Source organism: Paraburkholderia lebeckiae (genome assembly GCF_050436325.1).
GTDB lineage: Bacteria > Pseudomonadota > Gammaproteobacteria > Burkholderiales > Burkholderiaceae > Paraburkholderia > Paraburkholderia tuberum.
The window spans coordinates 209,897-234,216 of sequence record NZ_JBNDLZ010000001.1; the positions used below are offsets into that span (position 1 = coordinate 209,897).

Below are 24,320 nucleotides of genomic sequence, written 5' to 3' on the forward strand. Positions count from 1 at the left end.
GAGTTGCACCCTCTCGCCGCCCGTCCCTGACGGATACGCTGTGCGACCGTGCTCACTGCTCGTAAATGGAATCCCCGAACAGATCCAGGGTCATGCCACGCTGCTGCGTCGGCAGCGCCCCGCTGCGGACCTGGGCAACCACTTCCGGCGGCAGCCACGCGTCTTCCATCGCGTCGATGCCCTTCTCGATCAACTGCTGGAGAAAAAACGACTGGCTGCGCCCGGTGACTTCCGCCAGCAGTCTCAAGCGCTGTTCGATCGCCGGCTCGACGCGGACCGCGATGACGTGCGAGCTGTTCCCTGACTTCCTTCTCAACCTCGGCTCCTGATTGCATCGGTGCGCCGCAGACCGGCGCTGCTTCTCTCAATAGCAGCATTTCGTGGCATAACCTGGGCGATGCGATCTACGCCAGAGAACTGCTGACGCGGCCGCGCCGATACCGATCAGTCATTCTTGCACCGCGCCGCAGTCACACAACAGCATTAATATGTACTCCATATCTATCGACGCTTAATGGCGGCGCGACCATCGTCGGGAACGTCGCGTTGTTGCGCTGGAGGTGGCGGGGATTCCCTGTCTCCGTTCCTCTTTGGTCACTGGCGACGATCCCTGTCAAACGACGCGATCCGCTGTGTTGACCTGAACGGCCTGATTGCCAGCGATGGCAACGCACGCGAAGTTTCCAGAACGCACACCGCCTCACGCTTGTCCGGTCGGCATCGGGTCTGCGCTCATGTGAGCATTCCGCGGCTTCGCCCGCTCGAGCATCACTTTTCGACGGCTTTCGCTCGCGGCAATGCGTTCATCGAGCTCCCGTTCAAGATCACCGTCTGCCATATCAGAATTCCACTGTGCTGCGCCATGCTTCCTTCGTGTCAAGCGCGCCAGTGTGAGCGCCCGTTTTGCCAGTTTGGCGCACTCGAATTCCACGTCGTGACAGATGTCCGGTGCCAGCGCGTAGTCCCGCGTCGAGCTGACATACTCGCGCGCGTAGTGGACTGTCGTCGGGAAGTCACGCAGAAAGCATGTGATTTTGTGAGGTAGCCATTTCCATTCGACCGTGGGATACGTGAAATCGGGCACATGAACCCCATGCACCGGCTGACTGCTATTCGTGCGAATCGCTTCGTCCGATGCCCAATCCGCCTTATGCATCATGGCACGGCAGGTGCGGGCGTATTTTTCCAGCGAGAGATCACACTCGAAGGAAGGACGACCCTTAGCGTGTTCTGCCAGTCGAATTGCTGTACAACGCCAAACCAAACCGGGTTCATCTCGTCACTCTCCGCCGGGTGCGCGGCCTTCCTTACCTGGTCCGCGTCTACGGCACAGTGAACATCTTGCGCGCTGTTGTTCGTAATGGAGCCTAACGCCAGACCGACATTCTTCCCGTTTGTCGCAGAAATATATGGGCACCGGCCAGCCGGTCGATTGACATACCCGGCCACTTCCCGGAACAGCTCACCGTTCGCTCGACGGTGAACGCCCCTCCCCCATTTTTTGTCCACGCCCATAACTAACGAACATCAACACCAGGCGTGACCCTTGCACGCATAAAACTCGTCTGAATCAGTTGGCTCCGACCGAACATCGCAGGCAGTCTTTGCGAACACCAACAGCAACTATCTGTTCGCTGGCGCAGACTCGGGCGGGGACCGTGCCGCCGCAACCTACAGCCTCGTTGGCAACGCAAAACTCAACGACATCGATCCTGAGGCGAATCTGCGCTAGGTGCTCGCCCGCATCGCCGACCATGCGATGAACCGCATCGATGGGCTCGCACCAAGAGTCGTCGCCGGTCAGCTCCGCACCGTATAGTCTGAAGATCACGATCTCCAGTCAGGAGGTTGCAGGTGTCAGCTGGTGCCACACCACTAATATGCAGACCCGTCAGCCGCCGGCGGCGCCACCCGAAGCCGGTCGTCGAGCAGTCGCGCAAAATCCGGGTGTTGGGAGAACGGCGTGTCGGATCGTGCCACCCCGTCCCTCAATTCCGGCAGGACGCGCGAGGAAATTGCGACCGCAGTGTGGCCCCGGTGGCGCCGCGACGGGTACATAAAACCATCCGGCCGCATCGCGCCGTCGATAGACTGCATCGCGACATCCATGTAATACCCAAACCACTGACACCAGTCGTAGTCGGGGCTGGAAAGGTTGTCGTAGATGCCGAGACGGCTGGCAACGGAGCCATTGAGATTCCAGAACCGGAGCGGCCGCGCAAAGCGCAGTTCGGCGATGATGCCGTGCTGTACCGCAAACGCATCCAGGTAGAACGTTCCTGGGCGTGTCACGTCATTCCTGCAGAAGCGCGCCTCCCAGATCGCCGTTTCCGCAACGTGCGCCGCGTATAGCCACCAGAACGGCAGTTCGATGCCGCCCGCATACAGTTCTTCCGGCGGCCCGAAGCGATACGCTTGCGCCACGCTCATCGGCAGGACGCTCCCGGGAACATACGCAGCGCGGTAGAGCTGCGCCTCACCGCCGACCGCGAAAGGCTCGTTGGTGAGACACTCCTTCAATTGCCCGGGCGACGGGAGGTACGCGCGCAGGTATGGCGGGGGTTCAACGGTTGGGTTTCTGTTATCGCTCATTGGATAGCCGTTCATGCGGCCATGGCTGTTCCCGGTCCGTTGATCAACGCAAGGACCTTGCGCTGCCGCTCGTTCGAGGGCAGTTGCAGGAACCTTTGCTGACTCGCATGCAGGGACGCGCGTGTCTCGAACGGAGCGCCGGCCAATACCTCTGCTGGCGCCAGTTCGTTCAGCGCGTCCTGCGCCGTGACCAGGAAAGCATGGACCTCAGTTCTCAACGCCCCCCGAAGGGCGAGCAGCACAGGCGGCAACAGTTCAGGAACCGGTCCGTTGAATTGCCACGCGGGAAATTCACGACCGTTCGTCTGGCCTGACGGCACGACGCAATAGAACCTGTTCGCTTCGACATAGCGGTACAGGCTCGCGAGCGACATGCGCACCTTGCGCTGCCCGATCACCTCCGAAGGCTTCAGGTTGACAACAGGCAACGGGGAGGACCGGACTTCGGACCCGCCGGCATCACCGGACGCCAGGATCGTTGCGAAGCGCTCTTCCAGGACATGTCGCAGCAACTGCCTGATCGAGCTGTCTGCCAGCTCCGGGACTCGCACTCGCAACGTCCCTTCGATATCGGACGCAAACGACTCGGCGACATCCCGGACCAGTTGGCGCGCATCGCCCGCATAATTGCCGGTCAGTGCAGCCCGGATCGTGAGGGCAGACGCGTCGTTTCGTTCCTTCGTTACCTGTGTCATGAAAGCCTCCTTCAGGCAAATTGCGGGGGCGCGCCCAACAGACTGATCCGCTTCGCAATTGCTTTCTCGCTACCGGTTTGCGGCTTGGCAAACAACATCGCGGACCTCAGCGCGGCAAGTGCCCGCCCTCGAATCTCACCGAGCCATCGACGCAGGATAGCAGCGCGCAAAATGGAGGCGTTGCGGCTCCAGGCAGTCTGCCAATCAGCGTCACCAGGCTCGAAGTACTCAAATTCGAGTACGTCATGGACATATCGGGAAAGACATGTGCGCGATAGATTCCCGACCAGGATAACAACCTTGTTGACGACCGCATGCGCGGTTGAGTCTCCCGCGCGGGCGCGCCCGCCGATCTTGCGATAGGCTCGCGCCTCTGATGGGGTTACCGCAGTGATTTCATCGTCCCAGTTCAACATCCGAGCCTCTTTACTCGATCAATAAGTCCAGCATACACCATATTTTCTCATTTTTCTCATATTTCTCATACGTCGCAACGCTGCCGGGACTCGTGGTGGGTCGGCTCCGCCGGCGCGGCCTTCTTGAAAATTCCCCGGTAGCTGTATATATATACAATATGTTCGCATATACAGTCTCCGCAGGCGTCATGGAACACCTGGTGCGTGTACAGAATGAGCGGGACCGTCATACGCTGGCGTGGCTGCGAGCGCACGTGGGTGACGCGGCGATCGCGGCGACGGTGCAGCGGTGCGCGGGCCCAACGAAGCCGTACCTGTCCACACTGTGCCGGATGCTCGGCGTGACGGCGCCGCGGTTCACCGCGCCGCGCGGGCAGGTGGCGAGTGTGACGGCCGAACAGTCGCTGGCCACCATCCGGCAGATCCTGGCGTTGCGCAGCGCCCGGCGGTCGCCGAACTCCGTGACGGTGCCGCGGGCGAAAAGTTTATCGTCGCCGGCGCCGTGACCGTAGATGTGGTCCGTGTTCAAAGCACGCGACCACAAACGGGGCAAGGCGGGGCTGGCGGCAGGGCTGGCCGCCCGTCTGTGCCCCGCCAGAACCAGGTCTGCGGCACGCGGGCCGTTTTTTTGCGACCTGGTCCTGATAGTCGTAGTCGCAGCGTTATATTTAATCGGTTAATCGGTCGGTCAGGTTGGGGGCGCCTCGTCCCAATGCAGGCCGTTGCCCATCCGGCTCCATCAGCGAGGGCAAACCAGGGCGGTCATCCGGAACAGCTGCCCGACCTCTTGCCGCAATGCCTGCCCGGGAAGAATGCCGGCGGCAAGCGAACCCAGCCGACCGGATGTGCCCGGCCTCACGCGCCGTTAACAGCATCCTTGAAAGCCTTGCCCGCCGTGAACTTGACCGTCCTGGCTGCAGCGATCTGGATCTCGGCACCGGTCGCCGGGTTGCGGCCGACCCGCGCCGCACGCGCGCCGGTTGAAAACGAACCAAAACCGATCAGCTGCACCGTCTTTCCCTTCGTCAGTTCGCCGGTGATGGCCGCGATCACCGCGTCGATCGCCTCGCCCGTGGCGGCCTTGCTGTCGCCGGTCTTCGCGGCGATTGCATCCACCAGTTCCTGCTTGTTCATGGTTTCGTCCCTGTTCTGGCTGTGAAGATGTCGTCACCCTACCCGATTGGCCCGCCTTCGCGCAATCGACACGCAGGACTCGCACCGCGTCGACGGGGAAATGATAATCCGCGGCCGGTCTGATTACGGCGTCGGCGGAGCAGGAAGAGTTGCCGACGCTATGTCGATGCGCAAACGCCCCATCCCTCTCAAGGGTGCCCGCACGCCAATCCGTGAAGATGCTTTCGCGAAAAACGCGTCGTGAGACCCGGCCATTAGGCTACCGCCGCGTTAAAACTGCCCGCGGACGGCCCAATCTGTCTTCAAACCCGTCACCGGGGCGTGCGCCGGCGAGCGTCCGGATTGTCTCCGCAGTGCGGAGACAATTACGGATACCTGTTCGGCCTCGCGGCCGTCTCCTTGCCCGGGCGAACCGTCCGCCCCCGGTCGCATCTCGCGAATGATTGCAGAACGACTGCCCGATGTGACCATTCGCGGCCGCGCTCACCGATCACCGGTGCTGCACTTTCCGTGTCGCCATGTAGGTGTCGAACAGGCCCGCATGCAGCCGGCTGGGCTCCTGGCGCAGCCCGATGAGTTCATGCTGGTCGCCTTCGTGCTCCCGGCGCAGGATCTCGCCGAGCAGGGCCGTCGCGCGCGATGCCGCAACCTCACGTTGCGTCCGGGCGTCACCCAGCCGGCCTGCGAGCGCCGGCTTCACCACCAGCAGCCAGGCCGGCAACCACGCGTAATCGTCGATCTCGCCGGTGCCGGGGAATTCGGCATCGAAGCGCCGGCGCAGCGCGTCCAGCGAAGCATCACCCAAGGCGGGCAACAACGCCACGAACCTCGCGGGCGCCAGCCACGCCAGCTGCGCGAGCAGCGGCCACGCCGCATCCAGGCCGGCCGCCCGGTAGCGTGCCTCGGTCATCCACGCGAGCGGTGCCGGGATGCGCGACCAGGACTCAATGGCTTCGACTGCTTCAATCGCAGCCGCCCCGTCGCCCGCCAGAAGCCACAGCGGCACGGCGTGACTGTCTGCGTCGGCGGTACGAAACGGTAGCGATTCGGCCCGCTGAGCAAGCGCTCGCCAGCACGGCGTGAGCCACGACTGGACATTCTGCGCGGGCAGCACCCGCCGGGCGGCAGGTACGACCTCGTCCTCGAGATGCCGGCGTGCGCTGGCCAGCGTCTCGTGATCAGAAAAGGGCGTGGGGATCCGCGTTCCAGCTCACGAACCAGCACCCTCATCGCTGGAAGCGCGCCATCGTCCGGATATTCGCCGGCGAGCTGCGCCAGTGCCGTTCGCGCGGCCGCCACATCGCGCCGCTGCAACGGCGCCAGCACGTCGTTGCGCAACATCACGTCACGGTTGTCGGCGAAGATGTCGAGCTGCTGCATGGTCCGGGTCATCCCGTTCAGAAGAGCTGATCGTGAAGAGCGGTGAGGCTAGCCCATTTCACCATGCTACGGAAGGTGCGGCCGTCTTCGTGCACCGACCCGATGATCACGCGCTGGCCGCTCGCTTCGGCGATCACGCGCACGGTCCGCTCGCCATAGCGCATCAGCGCGCCGATCGGCGGACAGACCGGGGCCTTCCGTCTCCTGCGCGGGCGGGTTCTATTTTCCATCCCTCTTTCCCCGCTTGCGGTGCACTACGGTCTGGCTGGCTGGCGCGGGCGTGACACGCGGCGCGCGTGAAGGGCGTGTCGCCACCGGCCGCGCCGCGGTGGAGGCGGACTTCGCGCGGGCTGGGCGGGCGTCGCGTGTATCCGCCTGCCGCAGTGCCGCCAGCTGTTGCTGCAGCGTGACATTCGCGGCCAGCACGGCATCGAGCCGTCCCTGCAGCACGCCGGCCTGGTGACGCACGTCCCCGAGCTGCGCCTGCAGCGCCTCGACCGCCCGGTGATGGTCCGCCCCCCGACTGTCGGCCCGCTTCACCGCGGCATCGAGGTCGTTCTGCAGCTTCGCGGCCGCACCCCGCTCGCGGTCGATCTCCAGCAGCGCGCGCTTTTCCGACGCCCGCAGGCGCGCTTCGGCGCGTTCCGCGCTCTCGCACAGCTTCTCGAGATCCCGCGAGAAAACTTCGCGCACCTTGTCCAGTTCACGGTCGCGCGCGAGCGCCTCGGCCTTGAGCCGGACGACCTCGGCCTCGCACGCCTGCCGCGCCGCGTGGCCCTCGGCCTGCGCCTTTTCCAGTTCGCGCACCGCGACCTGCGCGGCAAGGAGCGCCGCCGTGCGCTGTTCGAGCGCGGTCTCGACGCGACCCAGTTCGTCGCGGGCAGCAACGACCGAGCGTTGCGCCTCAACGCGTTGCGCCTCGACCTCGGCGCGCAGCGCGTCGAGCGCGGCTTCGGCAGAGGCGGTTGCGCGGGTCCACAGCGCCGCGACCAGTTCGCCGGCAGCCGGCCCCAGATCGGCGGGCAGGTCCGGGTGGTCGATGCGGACCCGGCTCTTTTCGCGCAGTTCGGCCCAGAATTCACCGAGCACCTGGGTCGGCGTGCTCATGCTGCCGCGCTTGACCAGCTGGTAGAGGCGGTTCGCGGTCGGCGTGATCCCGAAGCGGAAGAACAGTAGCGCGCAGACCTCGCGGTACAGCTCGCGGGTCTTCGGGAATGCGGCCTTCAGGCGGTCGATTTCAGCGGCGAGACGGGTTTCGTCAGGGAGGGCGTCGGCCATGGAAGCATGCTGAGGTGGAATCTGATAAATAATACAACGTAAACCGCCCCATATCTGACGCATCAATGGCCATATTTTGACATTACGGCTATAATGTTGAAAATTGCCACGCAGGGCCGCCTGCCATTGCGCGCCTCGACGCGCTTCCCGGAAAAGCTCACCTTCATGTCGAATCCGGCCGCCCGCAGCGGCGTTGCGCTGCAACCCGCTCCGCTCGAAACGCTCGCTATCCCTGCGGCGCTTGACGGTCGCACGGGATCGAACCGCGCGATCGGCGGCCATGCGCAGATTGCCGCGGCAAATGACCTGGAGGCAATACAGGCATGGCTCGCGCGCTTTGCCGACAAGCCGGCGACCTTCGACAGCTACCGCAAGGAAGCCGAGCGGCTGCTGCTCTGGTCGCTCGTGCAGCCAGGCAAACCGCTGTCGTCACTCACCCACGAGGACCTTGTCCGCTATCAGCGCTTTCTCGCAGACCCGCAGCCCGCCGCAACATGGGTCTCGGGCAGGGGGCGCAAGCATCCGCGCGGCGACGCGCGCTGGCGGCCTTTCTACGGCCCACTGTCCCCTGCCAGCACCCGGCAGGCGATGGTCATTCTGAACGTGCTGTTTTCATGGCTGGTGCAGGCCGGGTATCTGGCCGGCAACCCGCTCGCGCTCTCACGCCAGCGGGCGCGCCAGACTGCGCCGCGCATTACCCGCTATCTCGACCCCGGGCTGTGGCAGGAGGTGAAGGACACCATCGCGTCGATGCCACAGGACACCGCGCGCGCCCGCGCGCACCATCACCGCGTGCGCTGGCTCTTTACGCTGCTGTATCTGGGCGGCCTGCGCATCGCCGAGGTCGGTGGCAACACGATGGGCCAGTTCTTCGTGCGGCGCGATGCGGATGGCATGATGCGCTGGTGGCTGACCGTCCACGGCAAGGGCGACAGGGAGAGGCTGGTACCGGCGACGCGCGAACTGATGACCGAACTCACGCGCTACCGGCAATCGTTCGGGATGACGGCCCTGCCCTCACCCGGCGAGGCTACGCCGCTCGTGCTTCCTATTGGGCGGACTTCAGAAGCCAGGACGAAGCGCGCCCGCGAACGCGCTGACGGCCGATCACCCGCGCCGCTCACACGGGCCGCGCTGCACGCGATCGTGAAAAACGTGTTTGCAGGCGCCGCCGCCCGGCTGCGCGAACGCGGCGAAGAATTTGTCTCCCGCGCGGATCTGCTTCAGGCGGCGTCTGCGCACTGGCTGCGCCACACTGCCGGTTCACACATGGCCGACCAGAAGGTCGATCTGCGCCTCGTGCGCGACAACCTGGGACATGCGTCGCTGAGCACCACCAGCGTGTATCTTCATGCTGACGATGATCGCCGGCATGATGAGACCGATGAAAAACACCGCATCGGCTGGTGAGGCCGGTTACTTTTCGTATTGCGGATGTCAGCGCCCCGGCGCAGTACAGGACAGCCGTCCCATATTCAGATTGCATCGCCTGTGCAAAAATGCTCTTAACGCTCCTTGAAGCGTCGTCCCTGACCGCCTATGGAACTCCTCGACCTTGAACCGCAAGTGCTCGCGAATCGCCGCGGAGTGGCCTTCGGCCTCCCCCATCAGAGCACGGTTGGATGCGTAATCACCATCCGGGCGCTGGAAGCCTGCTTCTGGCTTGAACCGCAGGCCAGCGACGCACGGATCCTGAAGACATTTCGTGACGGTTACAGCCGCATCCGGGCCATCGCGGAACGGAAGCTGCTCGCCCATCCGACCACCACGCTTGAACTGACACCGACCGACTTCGTGCGTCGCTGATCACCAGACGGCTGGCGAATGCGCTCGAGACGCGGTGCTCAGGTGGCGCCCAGATTCGCGCTTCGTGCGCGGGCGGGAGAAGAAGGAGGGCGCAGCGAACTGAACGAAGACGCACTATTGAAGCTTGCCCGTCGTTGAGGTGTTGCCGCCACCCCGCGGCCCTCGGAAAAACCTTCACTGACCGCCTCAGGGCGTGAAGCGGAGGTGAGCAGTTTGACAAGGCAGACTTTTCAGGAATGGTGAAGCACAGACGCGAGCGGCATCCTATCGACGCGAGTCGGCTCGAACGACTGGTTGGACCTCTGCATTTGCGACATTGGGCTGCTTGTACAGGTTAAGGCGCTCTGGTTCGGCTTGTGCCAAGGCAAAGAGGGCTTTGCCGATTCCGGCTATGAGCTTGTGGAGGAGCGTTTCCAGCGGTCTGCATTGCGCCGCCTCAATGTAGAGGGATTCAGTGAACTGAAGCCGGGGCAAGGAAATGGGCGAATCTTCAAGTAGTTGATGCGTTGAAGCCCTGAAGTGCATAAGTTGCTCATCCGAATGCGCAATGACCTTTCGGCGAAGGCTGAGCATCGCCTCCTTCAGACTTGTCTCTTCCGGATTGAGCTGTAATCCGATTGCTTTTAGGCCAATGGTGGTCTGCCCCCTCGAGGGTTCAAATGGTCTTGCAAAGGAGATGATGAGACTAGCCTCGTAGCAGCGGAATTTGCGAAGCTCCACACGATTGTATCTGGCCTCAAAATCGCACTCTTCCATGAGGAACGTTAGGGCCGAAAGAGCCTGCTGAAAGTCCCAGGTCGAATAGATTAGGCGTTGGAGTTGACCATCGGTGAGATTGGGCAGTGGTTCAAGCATGGGTAGCTTCCAGGGGCATAACTGTGGCCACACGGGTTCTTAGGTCCGCATATCAACTCAAGTATGCCATTTTGATGACTAGGGTTGCCGGCGTGAGAAATCTCTCAACCAACGACTGCGTTGGACGTGCATTACTGACAAACGCTATTGGCCGAGAGGCGTCTCATTTCATTTGAGTCCAGCCGCGAGACGGCGCCTTGACATTGGTCGGTGATAGGTACGATAGCCAGACAGATTGTCTTTTACCGACCGCCCTACTGATGAACCGACCGCCCGCCCTTCTCTTAGCCTTCGGACTGCCCCTACTCCTTGACGGCGGGGTTTTAGCGAAGCGGGAGCTTCGCTATCATGGGAGAAGGCGCAATTTCAGTATATACATTTATGGATTCCGAACTCTGGCTGTCGGACCCTGAAACGGCTTATGCCGAATGGCAGCGCGCCGAGGCAACCGGTGCGGATAGGCGCGCGTTTGCCGAGCGCTCCATCGTTCAGCATCGCTCGATGTTTGCCCGCTTCCATCGCTATCTCGGCGGCCGTGGCATTTCCCTGGTGGACTTTGGCACTGACCACATCGACGGCTTCTTTGCTGACCTCGACCGCGACTGCGAGCCGGGTACGTCGACACGCCTTCGTTATCTGAAACTGATGGACCGGCTCTCACGCCATCTATCCCTGCTGGGTCTGCGCACCGACAACCCTGCTGCAAGCCTCCTGCCGCGAGAGCATTGGCCAGACGATGAGCCGATGCCGGTCTTTCTGTGGCCGGACGAAGATGCCCGTCTTCAGGACGTCTGCCGCGCAGCGACCTTCGAGTCGTTCAAGGAACTGCGTAACCGGGCGATCGTGGCGCTGCTGCTCGGGGCCGGTATCACGGCGGCCGAACTCAGCGCGCTGACAGTGGACGATCTCGACGCGCGAGGGGCACGGGTCAGCGTGTTCGTCAGAAAGCGCGGGCCGCGAATCGCGCGCCGCGTGCCCCTCGACGCGTTCGCGCTTGAGATTGTGAGTGAGTACGCAAAGGCGCGCGCTGCGCTATCCCCGGCGGACGGTCTGCTTTTTATGGCGACGGCAGGCGGCAAGCCAATGAAGCCCGCAACGCTCGGGCAGTGCGTGCGGAGTGCGCTACGCGCTGCCGGCGCTGCGGCTGCCGACGAAAGTCCGCGGTTGTTGCGCAACACGTATGGTCGCAGGCACCTTCTGAAAGGCAAGACCAACGAACAGGTGAGCAGCCTGATGGGCCTGTCCAGCCATAGGACGGCTACCCGGCTGCGCGAGACTATTTTTAACGCAGGTGAGATGGACGAGCAGCAAGGAGAGGATGAAGCCGGAAACGCCGCATAAGTCTCATGGGTGCCGGGTGCTCCCTTGACTTTGGCCACCGCCGCGTAGCCTGGTGTGTGAACCGTACACGGGGTACGGCCATATCTCCGGGCTACAGTCATGATCTATAAAAGCACGTTCAAGGACATCATCTACCCGGCGCAGAATCGGGAACCACGCGTCACCCGATACCGCATCGTGCTCATGAAAAATTCCAGGCTGGTTCGAGCGATCGTTCATCTCGTAGCCGACGAGCCGACGCAACCACAATCCACGGAGATCGACACCGCGCTCGACGTCGTTCTGAACCGAATCATTGAGGCAGAACTGGTCGGCGTGCGCCATGACTGCGTAAGGCTGGTCGTTCAAGCGGACGCGCAGATGACCGAGTACCCGATCACCTTCAACGCGCTCGATGTGGCGCGGCCCGGCGATTCAGAGAGGCGGCCGCCGCCCACCGCCGATCAGGCAATCCATATCCGCTCGCTCGACGTCGTCGGAGGTTCGGTTGCGTTCTACGTCGATCGCGAGAGCGGCAAGCCTGTCACCGCCCGCGTTGCGGAAATGCTGCGATGAGTGTGCCGCTTCGTCGCTACGCCGTCGGTCGGTGGGAGTCCCTGTGGGCGAGAGAGCCGTACTTATCGCACCGGATACTTATCGACCTTCCGGCCCGGAAAGTCATCGCCGGAGATGTCGGGTGACACATAAAGTGAAAACTGTGCCAGGTAAGTGAAAAACTGCTGACACGGTTAGTGAAAAAATCCGGGCGGCGGCCCCCTACCCGACGGGACGCTGACGTCCGCGACTGTCGCTGGTCGACCCCTATGCTCAGGTCGCAACTATGCGCAGATGGTCAGTCGCTGACGGCGCCGACCCAAGCATGGCACAGCTCTGGCAAGGCGGGCGAGCAAGGATCTGGACATAGTTCTCGTCTGTGGATGCAGTGATGGTCCCACTTCTGGAGATCACCATGGGCATCGTTCGCCGCCCCCACCGCACTGGCATAGACGGTTTCGCCGACCGGCCGTGGATAACTCTCGAAAGCCAGTTCATGGCGTCAACAGAACGGGTACCGCTCCATACGACTACGATGCACCTGTTGCAGGCGGGCGTTCCATTCAACGTGATCGCCTGGTGGCTCGCTCACGAGAGCCCGATGACAAGCCATCGCTACGTCGAAGCTGACCTCGCGATGAAGGAGAAAGCGCTCGGTCGGCTAGAGGCGCCCGATGCCAGGATTCGCCGGTATCAGGCGCCGGACTCGTTGCTTCGATTCCTGCAGACGCTGTAACTATGCGTAGGCTCCGCCAGCCCGTACCGCACCCCTTAAGGGGCTGGCCGCGTTCGCTATAACCATCTGCGCATAGTTGTGACCTGAGCATAGTGGTCGCTGTACTAAACCGCTGACGCGGTAGTGGGAGGGAAGCGGAGGTCAGTGCCTGGCGTTCGGTCAGGACGGTTATCGGATGCCGGGGCACGAGGAAGGGACGAGCAGGCGGCCAGGAGCAGCATGGAGGTGCCCGACCGGGCATGCCGTCCCCTGTCTCCTGGAGGTTCGTCATGACACTGCTCCGCCAACGCATGCTGCACGACATGCAGATCCGCAACCTTGCTGTCAACACGCAGAAGACCTATCTCCTGCAGGTTGCCAGTTTCGCCCGGCACTTCCGCCGCTCACCCGAGGTGCTCGGTCCAGAAGAGATCCGTGCCTGGATTATCCACCTGACCAACGAACGCAAGCTCGCGCCAGCCAGTGTCCAACTCGCCGTAGGCTCGCTGCGCTTCCTGTACCGCATCACGCTCAGGCGGGACTGGAGTGACGAGGATTTCCCGTTGCCCAAACGGCCCGTGAAGCTGCCCGTCATCCTGAGCTTCGAGGAAGTCATGCGTTTCTTCGAGTCGATTTCCAGCCTGAAGCAGCGCGCCATCCTGATGACGGCCTATGCGGCCGGCCTGCGTGTCTCCGAAGTCGTGCATCTGAAGGTCACCGATATCGACAGCCAGCGGATGACGATCCGTGTCCGCCAGGGTAAAGGCCGTAAGGATCGCTACGTAATGCTCTCGCCGCGTCTGCTCGAGGTCCTGCGACTGTACTGGCAGGACGCCCACCCGAGGGAATGGCTCTTTCCAGGCAGCATTCCGGGGCGGCCCATCAGCCGCCATGCCGTGGGCGACGCATGCCAGCTTGCACGTGAGCGCAGCGGCATCACGAAACCCGTTACACCACATTCCTTGAGGCACGCGTTCGCCACTCATCTGCTGGAAACCGGTGCCGACGTGCGCCGGATCCAGTTGCTCATGGGACATCGCAGCATGGCGACCACGGCACGGTACCTCAAGCTGGCGACGAGCACCGTGTGCGCCACCACCAGTCCCTTCGACCTGCTGCCGCATCCCGCACCCACTCCCTCCCAGCCGCCTGCGCCCGAGTACTTCTGAAGCCGGCGATGCGACCGGCGCTCGAGGTGGCGGACATCTTCCGCCGCTGCGGCCCACAGTACCGGCAGACCCATGCCGACGCCCTCAGTCGTGCCCAGCGGCGCGCGATGAGCGCCATCGAGCTGTGCCGTACCGCCGCGCTCGGCGGTCATGTCGAGCAGTGCGATGCCTGCGGCCATCAGCGCATTGCCTACGACTCGTGTCGCCATCGCTGCTGTCCGAAGTGCCAGTCGCTCGCCCGCGCGCAATGGCTCGAACGCCGGCGCGCCGAGCTGCTTCCCGCGGTCGAATACTTCCACGTCGTCTTCACACTCCCCGAGCCCGTCGCCGCGCTCGCGTACCAGAACAAGAAGACGCTCTACGATCTGCTGTTTCGCACCAGCGCCGAGACGCTGCGCACGATCGCCGCCGATCCGAAACACCTGGGCGCGGAGATCGGCTTCATCACGGTCCTGCACACGTGGGGGCAGAACCTGCTGCACCATCCGCACGTGCATTGCGTCGTACCCGGCGGGGGCATCGCCCCGGCAGGCGAGCGCTGGCTCGCCTGCCGGCCCGGCTTCTTCCTGCCCGTGCGGGTGCTCTCGCGGCTCTTCCGGCGGCTCTTTCTCGCCCAGCTGCGCCGCGCGTTCGACGCCGGCGCGCTGCGCTTCCATGGCCAGCTCGAGCCGTTGCGTGACCCGCGAGCGTTCGCCGCCTGGCTCGCGCCCGCTGCTCACGCGGAGTGGGTCGTCTACGCGAAACCACCGTTTGGCGGCGCTGCACAGGTGCTCGATTACCTGGGCCGCTACACGCATCGCGTCGCCATCTCGAACAACCGGTTGCTGCGCTTTGATGGCGATTCGGTGTTGTTCCGGTGGAAGGACTACCGTCACGAAGCCCGCCACAGGACCATGACCCTGACGGCCGACGAGTTCATCCGCCGCTTCGTGCTGCACGTGCTGCCCGACGGCTTCAAGCGTATCCGCAGCTACGGGTGGCTCGCCAATTGTCATCGGGCAGCGCGACTGGCGACCTGCCGGCGGCTGCTCGGCATCGAGCCTCCCGCCGCTGCGTTACCCGCCATCGCGGAAGACTACCGTGACCGTTACCAACGGCTCACCGGCAGGTCACTGCGCGATTGCCCCGTGTGCGGCAAGGGCCACATGGTCCGTATCGAAGGCGGTGTGCCTGGCATCCTGCCGCGGGCTCCGCCTGACCCGAGCCATGTGCACTGACCGGCATCAGCACAGCCGCGCGTACGTTGGTCTTCCCCCATGCGGCCAACGCGAACCCACTCGTGCTTTAGCGTCGTCGCACCATCACAATGCCGCGAAACTCCGCATTCCCTGCCCATTGATGTCCGCATTTCCGCTGTCTTTGCGCGACGGGCCCCGCCAACCGCCCGGCTCCGGCGTGCGCCAACCGTGCGCCGGGCATCACAAATCACCGCGACGATCATTCAACGCCCATAAACGCCAGCGCCTGCGGAGCGGTTTAGCACAAACATTTTTTTGATTACCGATCGCGGACTGGCCCCGACCAGCCTGTACACGCGTCAGTAGCCGCGATCGCCAACCAAAAAAATCTCTGCCCTATGCAGAGGTTTACATAGCGACCCTGACCAGCCCTTCAGGCCAGATTGCGGGTGTCCGTTTTAGCGTTGATATCGGCCTGTCGTTGTTCGACTGCAGGACTCAGTTCCTCCGTCTAGCCAGTTTGGTACCTTGAGGAAAGCACTCTAGCCATAGCCAACATTTGCCGCTTGCCGCCCGCGAGCGCCTGCGCGGTTGCGGAGTCCATTTGAGGTCAACCTTCGTTCCAGTGAAGGTCAGATGGGAACGCGTATTACAGCGTCGCAGAGTACCTGCAAAGCGTGAACCGAAATCGTGGTGTCGTAAGAAAGCGGCACATGAACGAGCACCTGTGCCGCTGCAGGAACGACAAGTCTGGAAGCGGGGTTTACAAGGAACCAAAAGACTGCTAAAACGCGATTACTTCTCCACGACGCCCAGTAACGTCTGTCTACCTCCGACATATTTGTACAGCGAAATTACGCCGTGCCGCAGATCACCTTTCGAATCGAACTGCGTTTCACCGAGCACACCGTGGTAGTCGGTGGCCGGCATCGCGGCGAGAATCTTCGCGGAGTCGGTCGATTGCGCGCGCTTCATCGCAGCGACGATAACGCCCACCGCGTCGTATGCGAACGGTGAGTTCAAGACCGGTGCATAGCCAAAACGCTTCTTGTAACGTTCGACAAAAGCTGGTCCTTCGGCCATTTTCAGCAGCGGCGCACCGGCAATCGAGCAGATCACGTTATCGGATGCGTCGCCGGCAAGTTTGGCCAGATCGTCGGCACATAAACCGTCACCGGCCAGTACTTTCACCGTCATGCCGAGTTGCTTCGCCTGCTTCGCGAACGGGCCGCCCGTGCCGTCAAGTCCACCGTACATGATCGCGTCGGGCTTTTCGCCTTTGATTTTGGTGAGAATCGCGCGGAAATCGACCGCCTTGTCGGTGCTCGCGTCATGTGACAACACCGTGATGCCGTCCGCCTTCGCCTGCTTCTCGAATTCGACGGCAAGTCCCTGACCGTAGGCGGTCGAGTCATCGACGATCGCAACCGTTTTCACCTTCAGCGTTTTTGCCGCGTAGTCGGCAAGCGTCGGACCTTGCTGAGCGTCCGTCGCGACGACACGATACGCAGTCTTGAATCCCTGCAGGGTGTACGCCGGATTCGTCGCGGATGGCGACACCTGCACGATACCCGCATCGTTGTAGATCTTTGAAGCGGGAATGGTCGAGCCCGACTGCATGTGCCCGACCACCGCGACAACCTTGTCGTCCGCCAGTTTCTGGGCAATCTGGGTCGCCTGACGCGGGTCGCCGGCATCGTCCTGTGCGTCGAACACCAGCGTCACCTTGCGTCCGCCGATCACGAGGCCGCTCTGGTTGATTTCCTCGATCGCGAGGCGCGCGCCGTTTTCGGTGTCCTTGCCCAGGTACGAAGCCGGTCCGGTCACGGGCGCGGCTTCGCCGATCTTCACCATCTCGTCGGCACGGGCGACGCCTATTGCAGCGGCCGCCAACGTTCCCAGAATCCCGACAGTCGCCATGCCGCGACCCAAGGCTGTGCTTTTGCTCATGCTTCACCCGAAAAAGTAGTTGTGGTTGGCCGGGACGAGCGGCCAGCGCCGTCTGTCGACCGGGACGCACAAGCCGCACGCGTCTCAATGCGGCCGGTATGCCTGCCTTCGCTGGAGCGTGCCGCACCTCGGGGCGCGGCGTCGTTCGTTAGCGGTTACAAATTTATGCAGCCAGAATGCCGCGGCATTGAATCGATCTGCCGGAAAATAGAAGAATTGCGGCAAGCGCCAGCCACACCGATTCGCAACCCGTCACCGTATAATCAGAACGAACCGCCCACGAGTTCGCGCATGCCGACTGCTGCCCCTCCTACTAGCGTTTCCCAGCCCCATGCGCAGGCGGCTCACGAACTGGTCGAGCAGTTGGACGCGTTACCGCGTACGCTCCAGAAACGCGAAAGCCGCTCCGAAGCGGAATTGAGCGTTGGCATCCTCTTATGGCCGCGCTTTCCCATGCTGTCGCTCGCCGGCCTGTGCGATGCGCTGCGCCATGCCGCGGATCGCGGCGACCAGAGCCGGCAGTTGCGCTGCCTGTGGACGATCGTCGGCGTGCAAGGCGAATCGGTCGAGGCGAGCTGCGGTATTCCGGTGCAGGTGCAGTCCGCGTTTCCAGACGTCGCGCAATTCGACTATCTGGTCGTGATAGGCGGCCTGCTGCCGCATCTCGATCACGTCGACCGTCGCTACTGGGATTATCTGAAACAGGCCCTCCACGCGGGCATTCCGCTAGTCGGCATGTGCACCGGCAGCTTCGTGCTGGCGCGTGCGGGCCTGCTCGAAGATCGCGTCGCCTGCGTGCACAGCTTCCATCTCGACGACTACCGGCGCATGTTTCCGGCCTTGCGTGTCATCACGCACGCCGACTATCTGATTGACGGTGACCGTATCACCTGTGCGGGCGGGATTTCCGTGGTCGAACTGGCCGCGCGCCTGATCAGCCTGCATTGCGGGCCGGATCGCGCGTCGAAGGTGATTCATCAGATGACAGTGAGCCGTCAGGGCGGCTCCTCGTTTGTCGAGCGGCGCGCGGCGCTCGGCTACCTTTCCGTCGACGATGCCACGGTGCGTCACGCGGTGCTGCTGATGGAAGAGAACCTCGAAGCACCGCTGAACATTGCCGTCATCGCGAAGATGATCGGCACCAGCGTGCGCAATCTCGAACGCGCGTTCATGGCGGAGATGGACACATCGCCGAACGAGTTCTATCGGCGCATGCGCATGCGCTACGCGCGCTGGATGCTCGTCAACACGGCACGCAAGATTACTGACATTGCGTACGAGTGCGGCTTCGCCGACTCGGCACATTTCATCCGCGTGTTCCGCGAGGCTTATGGCGTGACGCCGGGCAAGCTACGCGCGTCGCGGAGCGCCGCCGCGGCCTGACCCTCGCGGGCCGCGCGCGGCGCATTTCGTCTCGTCCCTCAGGCATCTGTCGCGTTTCTTCTATTTTTCGGCAGATCGGTGCAATTCCTCTGCGTCGATGCCACCGTACAGTGTAGTTTTCGGGCAAACCATGCATCGCATGGCACACGCCCCAACGCAAATCACCCCAGAGAGCGAGTACGGCAGCATGCGGATATTGATCGTCGGCGCAGGCGTCATCGGCTTGTCGAGCGCGTATTACCTGAGTCGCGCGGGCCACGACGTGACGGTCGCCGACCGGCACGCGGACGTCGCGGGCGAGACCAGTTCCGGCAACGGCGGCCAACTGTCGTACAGCTATGTCGCGCCGCTCGCCGGCCCTGGCGTCGTCTCGAAGCTGCCGCGCTGGCTGACGCAGCGCGATTCGCCGGTGCGTCTGCGGCCCAAGCTGAGCGTCGAGCAATGGCGCTGGTGCTTCGAATTTCTCTCAGCATGCACTCGCGAACGCAGCGAACTGACGACACGCAGTCTGCTGTCGCTCTCGTTCCTGAGTCGAACGCTCATGCACGAGCTGATCGGCACAGAACCCACGCTCGACTTCGACTTCGTTCGCTCGGGCAAGCTCGTGGTGCACCGTGACGCGAACGCCATGCAAAATGCCCTGAGTCTGCTCGAATTCCAGCGCGCGCTCGGTTGTGAACAGCAGGCGCTGAGCGCTGACGCCTGCGTCGAACTAGAACCGGCGCTCTCACACGTCAAGCCGCTTCTCCAGGGCGGCATTCATACACCGAGCGAGGAAACCGCCGATTGTTTGCGCTTCTGCGAAGGCCTCGCGGCCGTGTTGCGCGAACGAGGCGTTCGCTTGCTGATGAATACGCCGATAGACACTTTGAGACTCAACGCGAACGGCAACGTGGAAGCTCTCCAGAACGGCGCACCGCTCGCAACAGATCATATCGTCGTCGCGTCGGGCGCCGGGGCGGCACACCTTCTGAAGGCGCTGCATATCCGTGTGCCGGTCTATCCGCTCAAGGGTTACAGCCTCACGTTCGATCTGCAACCGGAGACGGTCGCGCCGCGCCTCAGCGTCACGGATTTCAGCCGCAAAGTCGTTTATGCGCGACTGGGTGATCGATTACGCGTTGCGGGAATTGCCGACATTGAAGGCTATTCGCTCGAAGCCGATCCCATCCGGCTGGGGACGCTGCATACCGAGACAGCCGCTCTGCTCCCTGATTTGACCGGGTCCGTCACTGCCCGCGAATGGACCGGCCTACGCCCGGCTACCCCACGCGGCACACCGATTGTCGGACCGACACGTTACCGCAACCTGTGGCTCAACGTCGGCCACGGCGCGCTCGGATTCACGCTCGCGACGGGTTCCGCCGCGCTGCTCGCTGACTGGCTGGCAAGCAGCACCGGCCACGAACTGCGCCGCACGTTCGCCCTTTCCAATTAATGCCGCGATGCGATGCGTTTCGCGAGCGCGTTCCCCCTACCTGATCAAACCCGCATGACAGCAAAGCCCAACATCCTGGTAATCGGCACCGGCGGCACCATTGCCGGCCGGGCCAAAGCCGCCGTCAACACGTCTGCCTACCTGTGCTCGGTGCTTGGCATCGACGAGGTTCTCGATACCATCCCTCATGCCTTGGCGCTGGCCAATCTGCGCTCGGAGCAGTTGCTGCAAACGGGCTCCGAGAACTTCAATAACGAGCATCTGCTCGCAATCGGCAAGCGCGTTGCCAATGTGCTTGCCCGGCAGGATGTGGACGGTGTGGTGATCACCCACGGCACCGACACGATCGAGGAAACCGCGTATTTTCTGCATCTGACGCTCAAAAGCGTAAAACCGGTCGTCGTAGTCGGATCGATGCGCCCACCGTCGGCGATGAGTTCCGATGCGGCGCTTAATCTTTACGATGCAATCGCGGTCGCGGCGCACCCGTCGTCGAGCGGCATCGGCACGCTGGTCGTCGCCAATAGCGAAATACACACTGCGCGCGATGTCGTGAAGAGCAACAGCTTCAAGCTCGAAGCGTTTCGTTCGCCCTATGGTGCGCTTGGATATGTGATCGAAGGCGTGCCGCATTACTATCGCCGCCCATCGCGCGCGCATACGCTCGACACGCCGTGGTCGCTCGACGGGCTTGCCGGCCTGCCCAAAGTCGACATCGTCTACGGATACGGCGCACTCGAGTCCGTTGCGCTCGCGTCAATCGCCGCGAATGCGCGCGGGCTGATCTTTGTAGGCACCGGCAACGGCAACGTCGCCAGCCATCTGCTCACGACACTTCGGGAAGCAGCGCGGCGCGGCGTGCACGTGGTTCGGGCATCGCGCACCGGCAATGGCATCGTGCTGCGCAACGGCGCGCAACCCGACGACGAGTATGGCTGGCTGACCGTCGACGACCAGGTTCCGCAGAAAGCCCGACTGCTTCTCACATTGGCGCTCACGCAAGGCTGCGACACGAATACGTTGCAGGCCGCGTTCGAGCGCTATTGAAACCGCCGTTCCTGACGACCAACTCTCATCTGACCCGACACAACATCATGCATTTCATTACCGACGACCATGTGCGCCGTCTGATCACCATGCGCGACGCAATTGCCGAACTGCGCCTTGCGCTGATCGAACACGGCGCGGGCCGCGCATCGGTTCAGCCGCGCGTCAGAACGAAGGGCGAGCATGTATCGATTAGTGCGATGGGTGCAATCCTGCCGAGCGCGGGTGTGTGCGGCGCGAAGATCTATTCGACGCATCGCGGCCGGTTCGATTTCGTCGTTCCGCTCTTCTCGAGCGAAGACGGACAATTGATGTCGATCCTCCACGGCGATGCACTGACCGAATTCCGCACCGCCGCAGTCACGCGTATCGCCAGCGATGCGCTCGCACGGCCCGATGCACGCGTGCTCGCGGTGTTCGGCACCGGCCGGCAGGCCAGAGCCCATATCCGGGCGCTCGCCGACAATTCCAGCATCGAGCGCGTGCTGATCGCCGGAATCGACCATGTCGCGCAGACGGTTGCGGAAATGCAGGCGTATTTCCCCGACAAACTGATCGAAGGCAGCCACGCGCATGCAGCCGCTCAGGCCGCCGATGTGATCGTCACCGCGACGCGAAGCGCGACGCCCCTCTTTGACGGCACGTGTGTGAAGGCGGGCGCATTCGTCGCGGCGATCGGTTCGAGCAAACCCGATGCGCGCGAACTCGACGACGCGCTGTTGGCGCGCGCGAGCACGCTTGTCGTCGAATCGCTGGAGCAGGCGCGTACCGAAGCGGGCGATCTGCTGATGGCCGCGTCGGGTGTTGTCGACTGGGACCGCGTCGTCGAACTCGGCGTGGTACTCACGAATCCCCAGATTGCGGATCGCGCACGAGGCGACGTGACAATTTTTAAGTCGCTCGGCTTCGGTCTTTCGGACATTGCGCTAGCCGGCCTGATCACACGCCGTATGACCCGCGAAGAGTAGTAGCACGCCTTCCAGATCATGTATTAAATCGCCGAGACTGTGAGTGAATGACTGGCCGCGATAGCCCCACTTTGAGTCATTCGGCGTCACGGTGCGATGGTCGGTTCATGGCCGCACGCAGCCTTCCGTGACAGGCGAACCGCGTGCCAATCTCTACCCTCCTGCGAATCCAACGAATTCGCGTCGCAAACCCGGCAATTCCAACTTATTTCGCTTCCGGGCCGTCAAACGCGCGACCGAATAAATTGGCAAGTCTTTGATTTTCTATGAGGCCCACTCCAACGTATTCCGTTCCCCAGCAGGAGTTGCAGGGAAACGGAAATCATTGGACTAGCGCCGGATTAGCTGGACTCGAAGACACGGAAATGATTAGATTTTCGCGCTTTTCGTCAGACAGCACTCAACGTTAGATTCAAGTCGCATATTTTGAGGGGTGCTATCCAGCCGCGATTGGCTTGAATTGCCCGGTTGAGGAAGTCGAAGGGGTTACAGGTCAACAGCCTGTAACCGCGGAGCAGCATGGTTGGATGTTGTCCAAGGCGCGAAAAGACTATCGGCCCTCACCACTCTATCTCGCACTGTTGGCTGCAAAAGCCGCATTACGGGATGAGACCGCTCGCCTCAAAGAGGGATGCAATCCGGCCAAGACTAGACGCTCCAAACCTGGCAAAGCGCAGCGGGAAGTAATGGTTCAGCGTAAGGAAGCGCGCCAGTCACAATTGCCGCTGGAGCCCGAACCGGAAGATGTCGCAGGCACGGATCCGAGTCTCGACGAACTAGACGATGCGCAGGAAATCCCGCTTTTTCCGATCGTGGAGTTATCTCGCCAGCGATTCCCGACCAAGATTCCGCTCAATTCTGATTAAGTTTGGACTAGGCCGGTCTTCCGGCCTGCAAAGGAGACTTTGCCGTGAACACCGAAAACTTCATGGAGAACGAAGGCGACTGCGTTGAAGTGGGTTCGCGACCCGTGCGCTCGCGGCCGAAACGGATCGGCCCAGGAAACAGATACAGCAGATCGCCGGACCGGGAGGGGCGCGGATACTCGAACGTCGCCTCCACGATCAGGATCTTTTGACGAATCAGCCATGACGCCACCCCGTGCACGAGCTCCAGCATCAGCTCGCGCGCAAGCCCGCTGACCGGAGGGCCGTCCGAGGTTGCGACGAATTCGATCGTCGCATGCGGCCCGTCCCGCGTCGACTCGAGCCGGCAGTCGTCGAGAATCAGGTGCAAGAACTGCCGGAAGCGATGAAGCGCGACCTCGAGCCGCGGTCCATCGAGGAGGCCCAGGCACAGGAACTTCCGGGTGCCGCTGCGCAGCGGGCGCGAGAAGATGCCGGGCATCTCGTCGTCGAGCTCCGTGTAGAGCGTCGAAAACTGCTCCTCGGTCACGCGGGCCGCGGCCTTGCGGAGCAATTCGTGCGGAATGCCCGAGGGTTCGGCGAGGCGAGCCACCGCCGCCCGGTCGGCGCCGCAAAGGAAGCCGTTGACGACGGAGATCGAAACGGTTGAGGAAGGAAACCTCATGACAGCTATGGCCGCCTATGTTATACCCTGCCCGCCCGCGAGCCGACCACCGTGCGATTCAAGGTTCGGCTACTGCACGGGCCATCAGGAAGCGGCCGGCTCGTCTTCGCCATAACGGCGCTCGACGCAATCGAACATTTCCGTAATGGAAAACTGCAGCGCCACTTTTGCCATCAGACTGTCTCGCTGACGAAGTGCCCGCATCAGCATCGTGCTGGCCGCTTCGCTAACGACGGTCGGCGAGCTGAGTTCGGCATGCACGAGCGGTCCGGCCTGAATCCACAGGTTTTCGATGCAGTTCGTCAACGTCGGACGTCGCGCCTTCTCGTAGAGGTGGAAATGAAAGCGATGGCGCACCGACATCGCGGTTGCCGCGTCGGCTTGAGACTTCGCATCATTCAACTGCCTCGATAGCGAACCGGCCAGCGTCACGTCGTCTTCGGTCAAGTGGGGCACCGCCATTTCGATCGCCTGTCCTTCGAGCTCGATGCGCAAATCCCGGATCTCGCGTAAGCGCCCGCGATCGGCCAAGGGAACCGCCACGCTGCGGTCGCTCAAACTGACCAGCGCCTGCTCGGACACCAATTGCAAAAGCGCTTCGCGCACTGGCGTAATGCTCACGCCGAGCGCCTCCGCGAGCGGCTTCAATAGCAGCTTCTCGCCTGGCGCGAAGTGCCCCCGCATCAACCCCAGCCGCAGAGAGACCGGTACGCTCGCGAACTCAAGCTCCCCTTATCGAACGCGTGCAGATTGGAAAGCTCCAACGCATGAGAGAGCTTATCCGTCGGATCGGTACTTTCTTTAGGTGGAAACGACAAGTCGGAACTCCGGTCTTTTGATCCGAACTACTCGAGAAGCGTTGATTATACTGTTCAAAGGTCCCCCGTATGCCGGCGCAAGGAGAGTAAGGC

The 24,320-nt window shown here is 62.6% G+C and carries 27 protein-coding genes and 1 pseudogene; 15 read left to right on the forward strand and 13 right to left on the reverse strand.

The genetic code is table 11. The annotated features are described in order from the left end of the window. Positions 1 to 52 precede the first annotated feature (52 nt). Together OKW44_RS01025 and OKW44_RS01030 are read right to left on the reverse strand one after the other, a co-directional pair. Positions 53 to 247: a YlcI/YnfO family protein gene (locus OKW44_RS01025; protein ID WP_343219817.1), complete on the reverse strand. Its 195-nt coding sequence runs from the start codon at positions 245 to 247 to the stop codon at positions 53 to 55. A 453-nt stretch (positions 248 to 700) separates the two neighbouring features. Beyond that, positions 701 to 1,159, reverse strand: a complete 459-nt coding sequence (locus OKW44_RS01030) for a hypothetical protein (RefSeq protein ID WP_018420287.1) — start codon at positions 1,157 to 1,159, stop codon at positions 701 to 703. Between the two features lie 462 nt (positions 1,160 to 1,621). Here OKW44_RS01030 and OKW44_RS01035 point away from each other — a divergent pair. Next, positions 1,622 to 1,819 (forward strand): annotated as a pseudogene (locus OKW44_RS01035) (transposase domain-containing protein); the annotation flags it as partial. A 56-nt stretch (positions 1,820 to 1,875) separates the two neighbouring features. Here OKW44_RS01035 and OKW44_RS01040 read toward each other — a convergent pair. From OKW44_RS01040 to OKW44_RS01050, 3 genes are read right to left on the reverse strand one after another with little or no spacing between them, the layout of a single operon-like run. Continuing rightward, a complete protein-coding gene (locus OKW44_RS01040; RefSeq protein ID WP_239499058.1) occupies positions 1,876 to 2,607 on the reverse strand; it encodes an RES domain-containing protein in 732 nt (243 codons plus the stop codon). Further along, a complete protein-coding gene (locus OKW44_RS01045) occupies positions 2,604 to 3,287 on the reverse strand; it encodes a hypothetical protein (RefSeq protein ID WP_018420284.1) in 684 nt (227 codons plus the stop codon). The genes OKW44_RS01040 and OKW44_RS01045 overlap by 4 nt, the downstream gene beginning before the upstream one ends. An 11-nt stretch (positions 3,288 to 3,298) precedes the next feature. After that, the gene (locus tag OKW44_RS01050; RefSeq protein ID WP_018420283.1) at positions 3,299 to 3,703 is read right to left on the reverse strand and encodes a hypothetical protein; all 405 of its coding nucleotides are present in this window, start codon (positions 3,701 to 3,703) and stop codon (positions 3,299 to 3,301) included. Positions 3,704 to 3,891: 188 nt separating this feature from the next. On the opposite strand from OKW44_RS01050, the gene OKW44_RS01055 reads away from it, so the two are divergent. After that, complete coding sequence (locus tag OKW44_RS01055) at positions 3,892 to 4,209, forward strand: CppA family protein (RefSeq protein WP_018420282.1); 318 nt, start codon at positions 3,892 to 3,894, stop codon at positions 4,207 to 4,209. A gap of 349 nt (positions 4,210 to 4,558) precedes the next feature. Here OKW44_RS01055 and OKW44_RS01060 read toward each other — a convergent pair whose 3' ends face one another. Next, the gene (locus tag OKW44_RS01060) at positions 4,559 to 4,837 is read right to left on the reverse strand and encodes an HU family DNA-binding protein (RefSeq protein WP_018420281.1); all 279 of its coding nucleotides are present in this window, start codon (positions 4,835 to 4,837) and stop codon (positions 4,559 to 4,561) included. Between the two features lie 490 nt (positions 4,838 to 5,327). Further along, on the reverse strand, positions 5,328 to 5,843 hold the full coding sequence (locus OKW44_RS01065; protein WP_239499057.1) for a hypothetical protein: 516 nt from the start codon (positions 5,841 to 5,843) through the stop codon (positions 5,328 to 5,330). A 149-nt stretch (positions 5,844 to 5,992) separates the two neighbouring features. Here OKW44_RS01065 and OKW44_RS01070 point away from each other — a divergent pair, with 149 nt between their 5' ends. Further along, complete coding sequence (locus tag OKW44_RS01070) at positions 5,993 to 6,247, forward strand: hypothetical protein (protein ID WP_018420279.1); 255 nt, start codon at positions 5,993 to 5,995, stop codon at positions 6,245 to 6,247. Here the strand turns inward: OKW44_RS01070 and OKW44_RS01075 are convergent. Together OKW44_RS01075 and OKW44_RS01080 are read right to left on the reverse strand one after the other, a co-directional pair. Continuing rightward, positions 6,235 to 6,447: a hypothetical protein gene (locus OKW44_RS01075; RefSeq protein WP_162633936.1), complete on the reverse strand. Its 213-nt coding sequence runs from the start codon at positions 6,445 to 6,447 to the stop codon at positions 6,235 to 6,237. The genes OKW44_RS01070 and OKW44_RS01075 overlap by 13 nt on opposite strands. Then, positions 6,437 to 7,495, reverse strand: a complete 1,059-nt coding sequence (locus tag OKW44_RS01080; protein WP_018420277.1) for a DNA-binding protein — start codon at positions 7,493 to 7,495, stop codon at positions 6,437 to 6,439. Before OKW44_RS01080 ends, OKW44_RS01075 begins: the two co-directional genes overlap by 11 nt. Before the next feature lie 165 nt (positions 7,496 to 7,660). On the opposite strand from OKW44_RS01080, the gene OKW44_RS01085 reads away from it, so the two are divergent. Together OKW44_RS01085 and OKW44_RS01090 are read left to right on the forward strand one after the other, a co-directional pair. Beyond that, a complete protein-coding gene (locus OKW44_RS01085) occupies positions 7,661 to 8,905 on the forward strand; it encodes a tyrosine-type recombinase/integrase (RefSeq protein WP_026225750.1) in 1,245 nt (414 codons plus the stop codon). A gap of 129 nt (positions 8,906 to 9,034) precedes the next feature. Further along, complete coding sequence (locus tag OKW44_RS01090; protein WP_018420275.1) at positions 9,035 to 9,301, forward strand: DUF1488 family protein; 267 nt, start codon at positions 9,035 to 9,037, stop codon at positions 9,299 to 9,301. 264 nt (positions 9,302 to 9,565) lie between these two features. Here OKW44_RS01090 and OKW44_RS01095 read toward each other — a convergent pair whose 3' ends face one another. After that, on the reverse strand, positions 9,566 to 10,156 hold the full coding sequence (locus OKW44_RS01095) for a hypothetical protein (RefSeq protein ID WP_018420274.1): 591 nt from the start codon (positions 10,154 to 10,156) through the stop codon (positions 9,566 to 9,568). 381 nt (positions 10,157 to 10,537) lie between these two features. Between OKW44_RS01095 and OKW44_RS01100 the strand changes: the two genes are divergently transcribed. From OKW44_RS01100 to OKW44_RS01120, 5 genes are all read left to right on the forward strand, one after another. Further along, entirely contained in the window at positions 10,538 to 11,497 is a 960-nt protein-coding gene (locus OKW44_RS01100) for a tyrosine-type recombinase/integrase (RefSeq protein ID WP_018420273.1), read from the forward strand. Positions 11,498 to 11,596: 99 nt separating this feature from the next. Continuing rightward, complete coding sequence (locus OKW44_RS01105) at positions 11,597 to 12,052, forward strand: hypothetical protein (protein ID WP_018420272.1); 456 nt, start codon at positions 11,597 to 11,599, stop codon at positions 12,050 to 12,052. A 394-nt stretch (positions 12,053 to 12,446) separates the two neighbouring features. After that, the gene (locus OKW44_RS01110) at positions 12,447 to 12,767 is read left to right on the forward strand and encodes a site-specific integrase (protein WP_239499056.1); all 321 of its coding nucleotides are present in this window, start codon (positions 12,447 to 12,449) and stop codon (positions 12,765 to 12,767) included. Between the two features lie 269 nt (positions 12,768 to 13,036). Beyond that, positions 13,037 to 13,915: a tyrosine-type recombinase/integrase gene (locus tag OKW44_RS01115; protein ID WP_026225748.1), complete on the forward strand. Its 879-nt coding sequence runs from the start codon at positions 13,037 to 13,039 to the stop codon at positions 13,913 to 13,915. Between the two features lie 8 nt (positions 13,916 to 13,923). Next, positions 13,924 to 15,132, forward strand: coding sequence for an IS91 family transposase (locus tag OKW44_RS01120; RefSeq protein ID WP_018420269.1), 1,209 nt, complete (start codon positions 13,924 to 13,926; stop codon positions 15,130 to 15,132). A gap of 756 nt (positions 15,133 to 15,888) precedes the next feature. On the opposite strand, the gene OKW44_RS01125 is transcribed toward OKW44_RS01120, so the two are convergent. After that, positions 15,889 to 17,013 (reverse strand): branched-chain amino acid ABC transporter substrate-binding protein, encoded by a 1,125-nt coding sequence (locus OKW44_RS01125; protein ID WP_018420268.1) that lies wholly within the window; start codon positions 17,011 to 17,013, stop codon positions 15,889 to 15,891. A gap of 321 nt (positions 17,014 to 17,334) precedes the next feature. Here OKW44_RS01125 and OKW44_RS01130 point away from each other — a divergent pair, with 321 nt between their 5' ends. The 5 genes from OKW44_RS01130 to OKW44_RS01150 all read left to right on the forward strand — a co-directional run bounded on the left by OKW44_RS01130 (position 17,335) and on the right by OKW44_RS01150 (position 22,745). Beyond that, positions 17,335 to 18,426, forward strand: a complete 1,092-nt coding sequence (locus OKW44_RS01130; protein ID WP_026225747.1) for a GlxA family transcriptional regulator — start codon at positions 17,335 to 17,337, stop codon at positions 18,424 to 18,426. 187 nt (positions 18,427 to 18,613) lie between these two features. Beyond that, positions 18,614 to 19,864, forward strand: coding sequence for a D-amino acid dehydrogenase (locus OKW44_RS01135; protein WP_018420266.1), 1,251 nt, complete (start codon positions 18,614 to 18,616; stop codon positions 19,862 to 19,864). Positions 19,865 to 19,918: 54 nt separating this feature from the next. Continuing rightward, positions 19,919 to 20,911 carry an asparaginase gene (locus OKW44_RS01140; RefSeq protein WP_018420265.1) on the forward strand — a complete coding sequence of 331 codons (993 nt, stop codon included), beginning with the start codon at positions 19,919 to 19,921 and terminating at the stop codon, positions 20,909 to 20,911. Positions 20,912 to 20,958: 47 nt separating this feature from the next. After that, complete coding sequence (locus OKW44_RS01145) at positions 20,959 to 21,879, forward strand: ornithine cyclodeaminase family protein (protein WP_026225746.1); 921 nt, start codon at positions 20,959 to 20,961, stop codon at positions 21,877 to 21,879. A gap of 527 nt (positions 21,880 to 22,406) precedes the next feature. Continuing rightward, positions 22,407 to 22,745: a hypothetical protein gene (locus OKW44_RS01150; protein ID WP_162633944.1), complete on the forward strand. Its 339-nt coding sequence runs from the start codon at positions 22,407 to 22,409 to the stop codon at positions 22,743 to 22,745. Positions 22,746 to 22,752: 7 nt separating this feature from the next. Here the strand turns inward: OKW44_RS01150 and OKW44_RS01155 are convergent, their stop codons facing one another. After that, a complete protein-coding gene (locus OKW44_RS01155) occupies positions 22,753 to 23,337 on the reverse strand; it encodes an AraC family transcriptional regulator ligand-binding domain-containing protein (protein ID WP_429409315.1) in 585 nt (194 codons plus the stop codon). A 156-nt stretch (positions 23,338 to 23,493) separates the two neighbouring features. Continuing rightward, positions 23,494 to 24,096 carry a GntR family transcriptional regulator gene (locus OKW44_RS01160; protein WP_429409317.1) on the reverse strand — a complete coding sequence of 201 codons (603 nt, stop codon included), beginning with the start codon at positions 24,094 to 24,096 and terminating at the stop codon, positions 23,494 to 23,496. Positions 24,097 to 24,320: the final 224 nt, after the last annotated feature.

Excerpts from the sequence above, each read along its gene's own strand:
- OKW44_RS01085 (WP_026225750.1), top strand. The coding sequence starts at position 7,661 with ATGTCGAATCCGGCCGCCCGCAGCGGCGTTGCGCTGCAACCCGCTCCG.
- OKW44_RS01055 (WP_018420282.1), top strand. The coding sequence starts at position 3,892 with ATGGAACACCTGGTGCGTGTACAGAATGAGCGGGACCGTCATACGCTG.
- OKW44_RS01125 (WP_018420268.1), bottom strand. The coding sequence starts at position 17,013 with ATGGCGACTGTCGGGATTCTGGGAACGTTGGCGGCCGCTGCAATAGGC.
- OKW44_RS01110 (WP_239499056.1), top strand. The coding sequence starts at position 12,447 with ATGGGCATCGTTCGCCGCCCCCACCGCACTGGCATAGACGGTTTCGCC.
- OKW44_RS01145 (WP_026225746.1), top strand. The coding sequence starts at position 20,959 with ATGCATTTCATTACCGACGACCATGTGCGCCGTCTGATCACCATGCGC.
- OKW44_RS01045 (WP_018420284.1), bottom strand. The coding sequence starts at position 3,287 with ATGACACAGGTAACGAAGGAACGAAACGACGCGTCTGCCCTCACGATC.
- OKW44_RS01095 (WP_018420274.1), bottom strand. The coding sequence starts at position 10,156 with ATGCTTGAACCACTGCCCAATCTCACCGATGGTCAACTCCAACGCCTA.
- OKW44_RS01090 (WP_018420275.1), top strand. The coding sequence starts at position 9,035 with ATGGAACTCCTCGACCTTGAACCGCAAGTGCTCGCGAATCGCCGCGGA.
- OKW44_RS01060 (WP_018420281.1), bottom strand. The coding sequence starts at position 4,837 with ATGAACAAGCAGGAACTGGTGGATGCAATCGCCGCGAAGACCGGCGAC.
- OKW44_RS01040 (WP_239499058.1), bottom strand. The coding sequence starts at position 2,607 with ATGAACGGCTATCCAATGAGCGATAACAGAAACCCAACCGTTGAACCC.
- OKW44_RS01120 (WP_018420269.1), top strand. The coding sequence starts at position 13,924 with ATGCGACCGGCGCTCGAGGTGGCGGACATCTTCCGCCGCTGCGGCCCA.
- OKW44_RS01030 (WP_018420287.1), bottom strand. The coding sequence starts at position 1,159 with ATGATGCATAAGGCGGATTGGGCATCGGACGAAGCGATTCGCACGAAT.
- OKW44_RS01130 (WP_026225747.1), top strand. The coding sequence starts at position 17,335 with ATGCCGACTGCTGCCCCTCCTACTAGCGTTTCCCAGCCCCATGCGCAG.
- OKW44_RS01105 (WP_018420272.1), top strand. The coding sequence starts at position 11,597 with ATGATCTATAAAAGCACGTTCAAGGACATCATCTACCCGGCGCAGAAT.
- OKW44_RS01100 (WP_018420273.1), top strand. The coding sequence starts at position 10,538 with ATGGATTCCGAACTCTGGCTGTCGGACCCTGAAACGGCTTATGCCGAA.
- OKW44_RS01140 (WP_018420265.1), top strand. The coding sequence starts at position 19,919 with ATGACAGCAAAGCCCAACATCCTGGTAATCGGCACCGGCGGCACCATT.
- OKW44_RS01080 (WP_018420277.1), bottom strand. The coding sequence starts at position 7,495 with ATGGCCGACGCCCTCCCTGACGAAACCCGTCTCGCCGCTGAAATCGAC.
- OKW44_RS01150 (WP_162633944.1), top strand. The coding sequence starts at position 22,407 with ATGTTGTCCAAGGCGCGAAAAGACTATCGGCCCTCACCACTCTATCTC.
- OKW44_RS01075 (WP_162633936.1), bottom strand. The coding sequence starts at position 6,447 with ATGGAAAATAGAACCCGCCCGCGCAGGAGACGGAAGGCCCCGGTCTGT.
- OKW44_RS01115 (WP_026225748.1), top strand. The coding sequence starts at position 13,037 with ATGACACTGCTCCGCCAACGCATGCTGCACGACATGCAGATCCGCAAC.
- OKW44_RS01135 (WP_018420266.1), top strand. The coding sequence starts at position 18,614 with ATGCGGATATTGATCGTCGGCGCAGGCGTCATCGGCTTGTCGAGCGCG.
- OKW44_RS01050 (WP_018420283.1), bottom strand. The coding sequence starts at position 3,703 with ATGTTGAACTGGGACGATGAAATCACTGCGGTAACCCCATCAGAGGCG.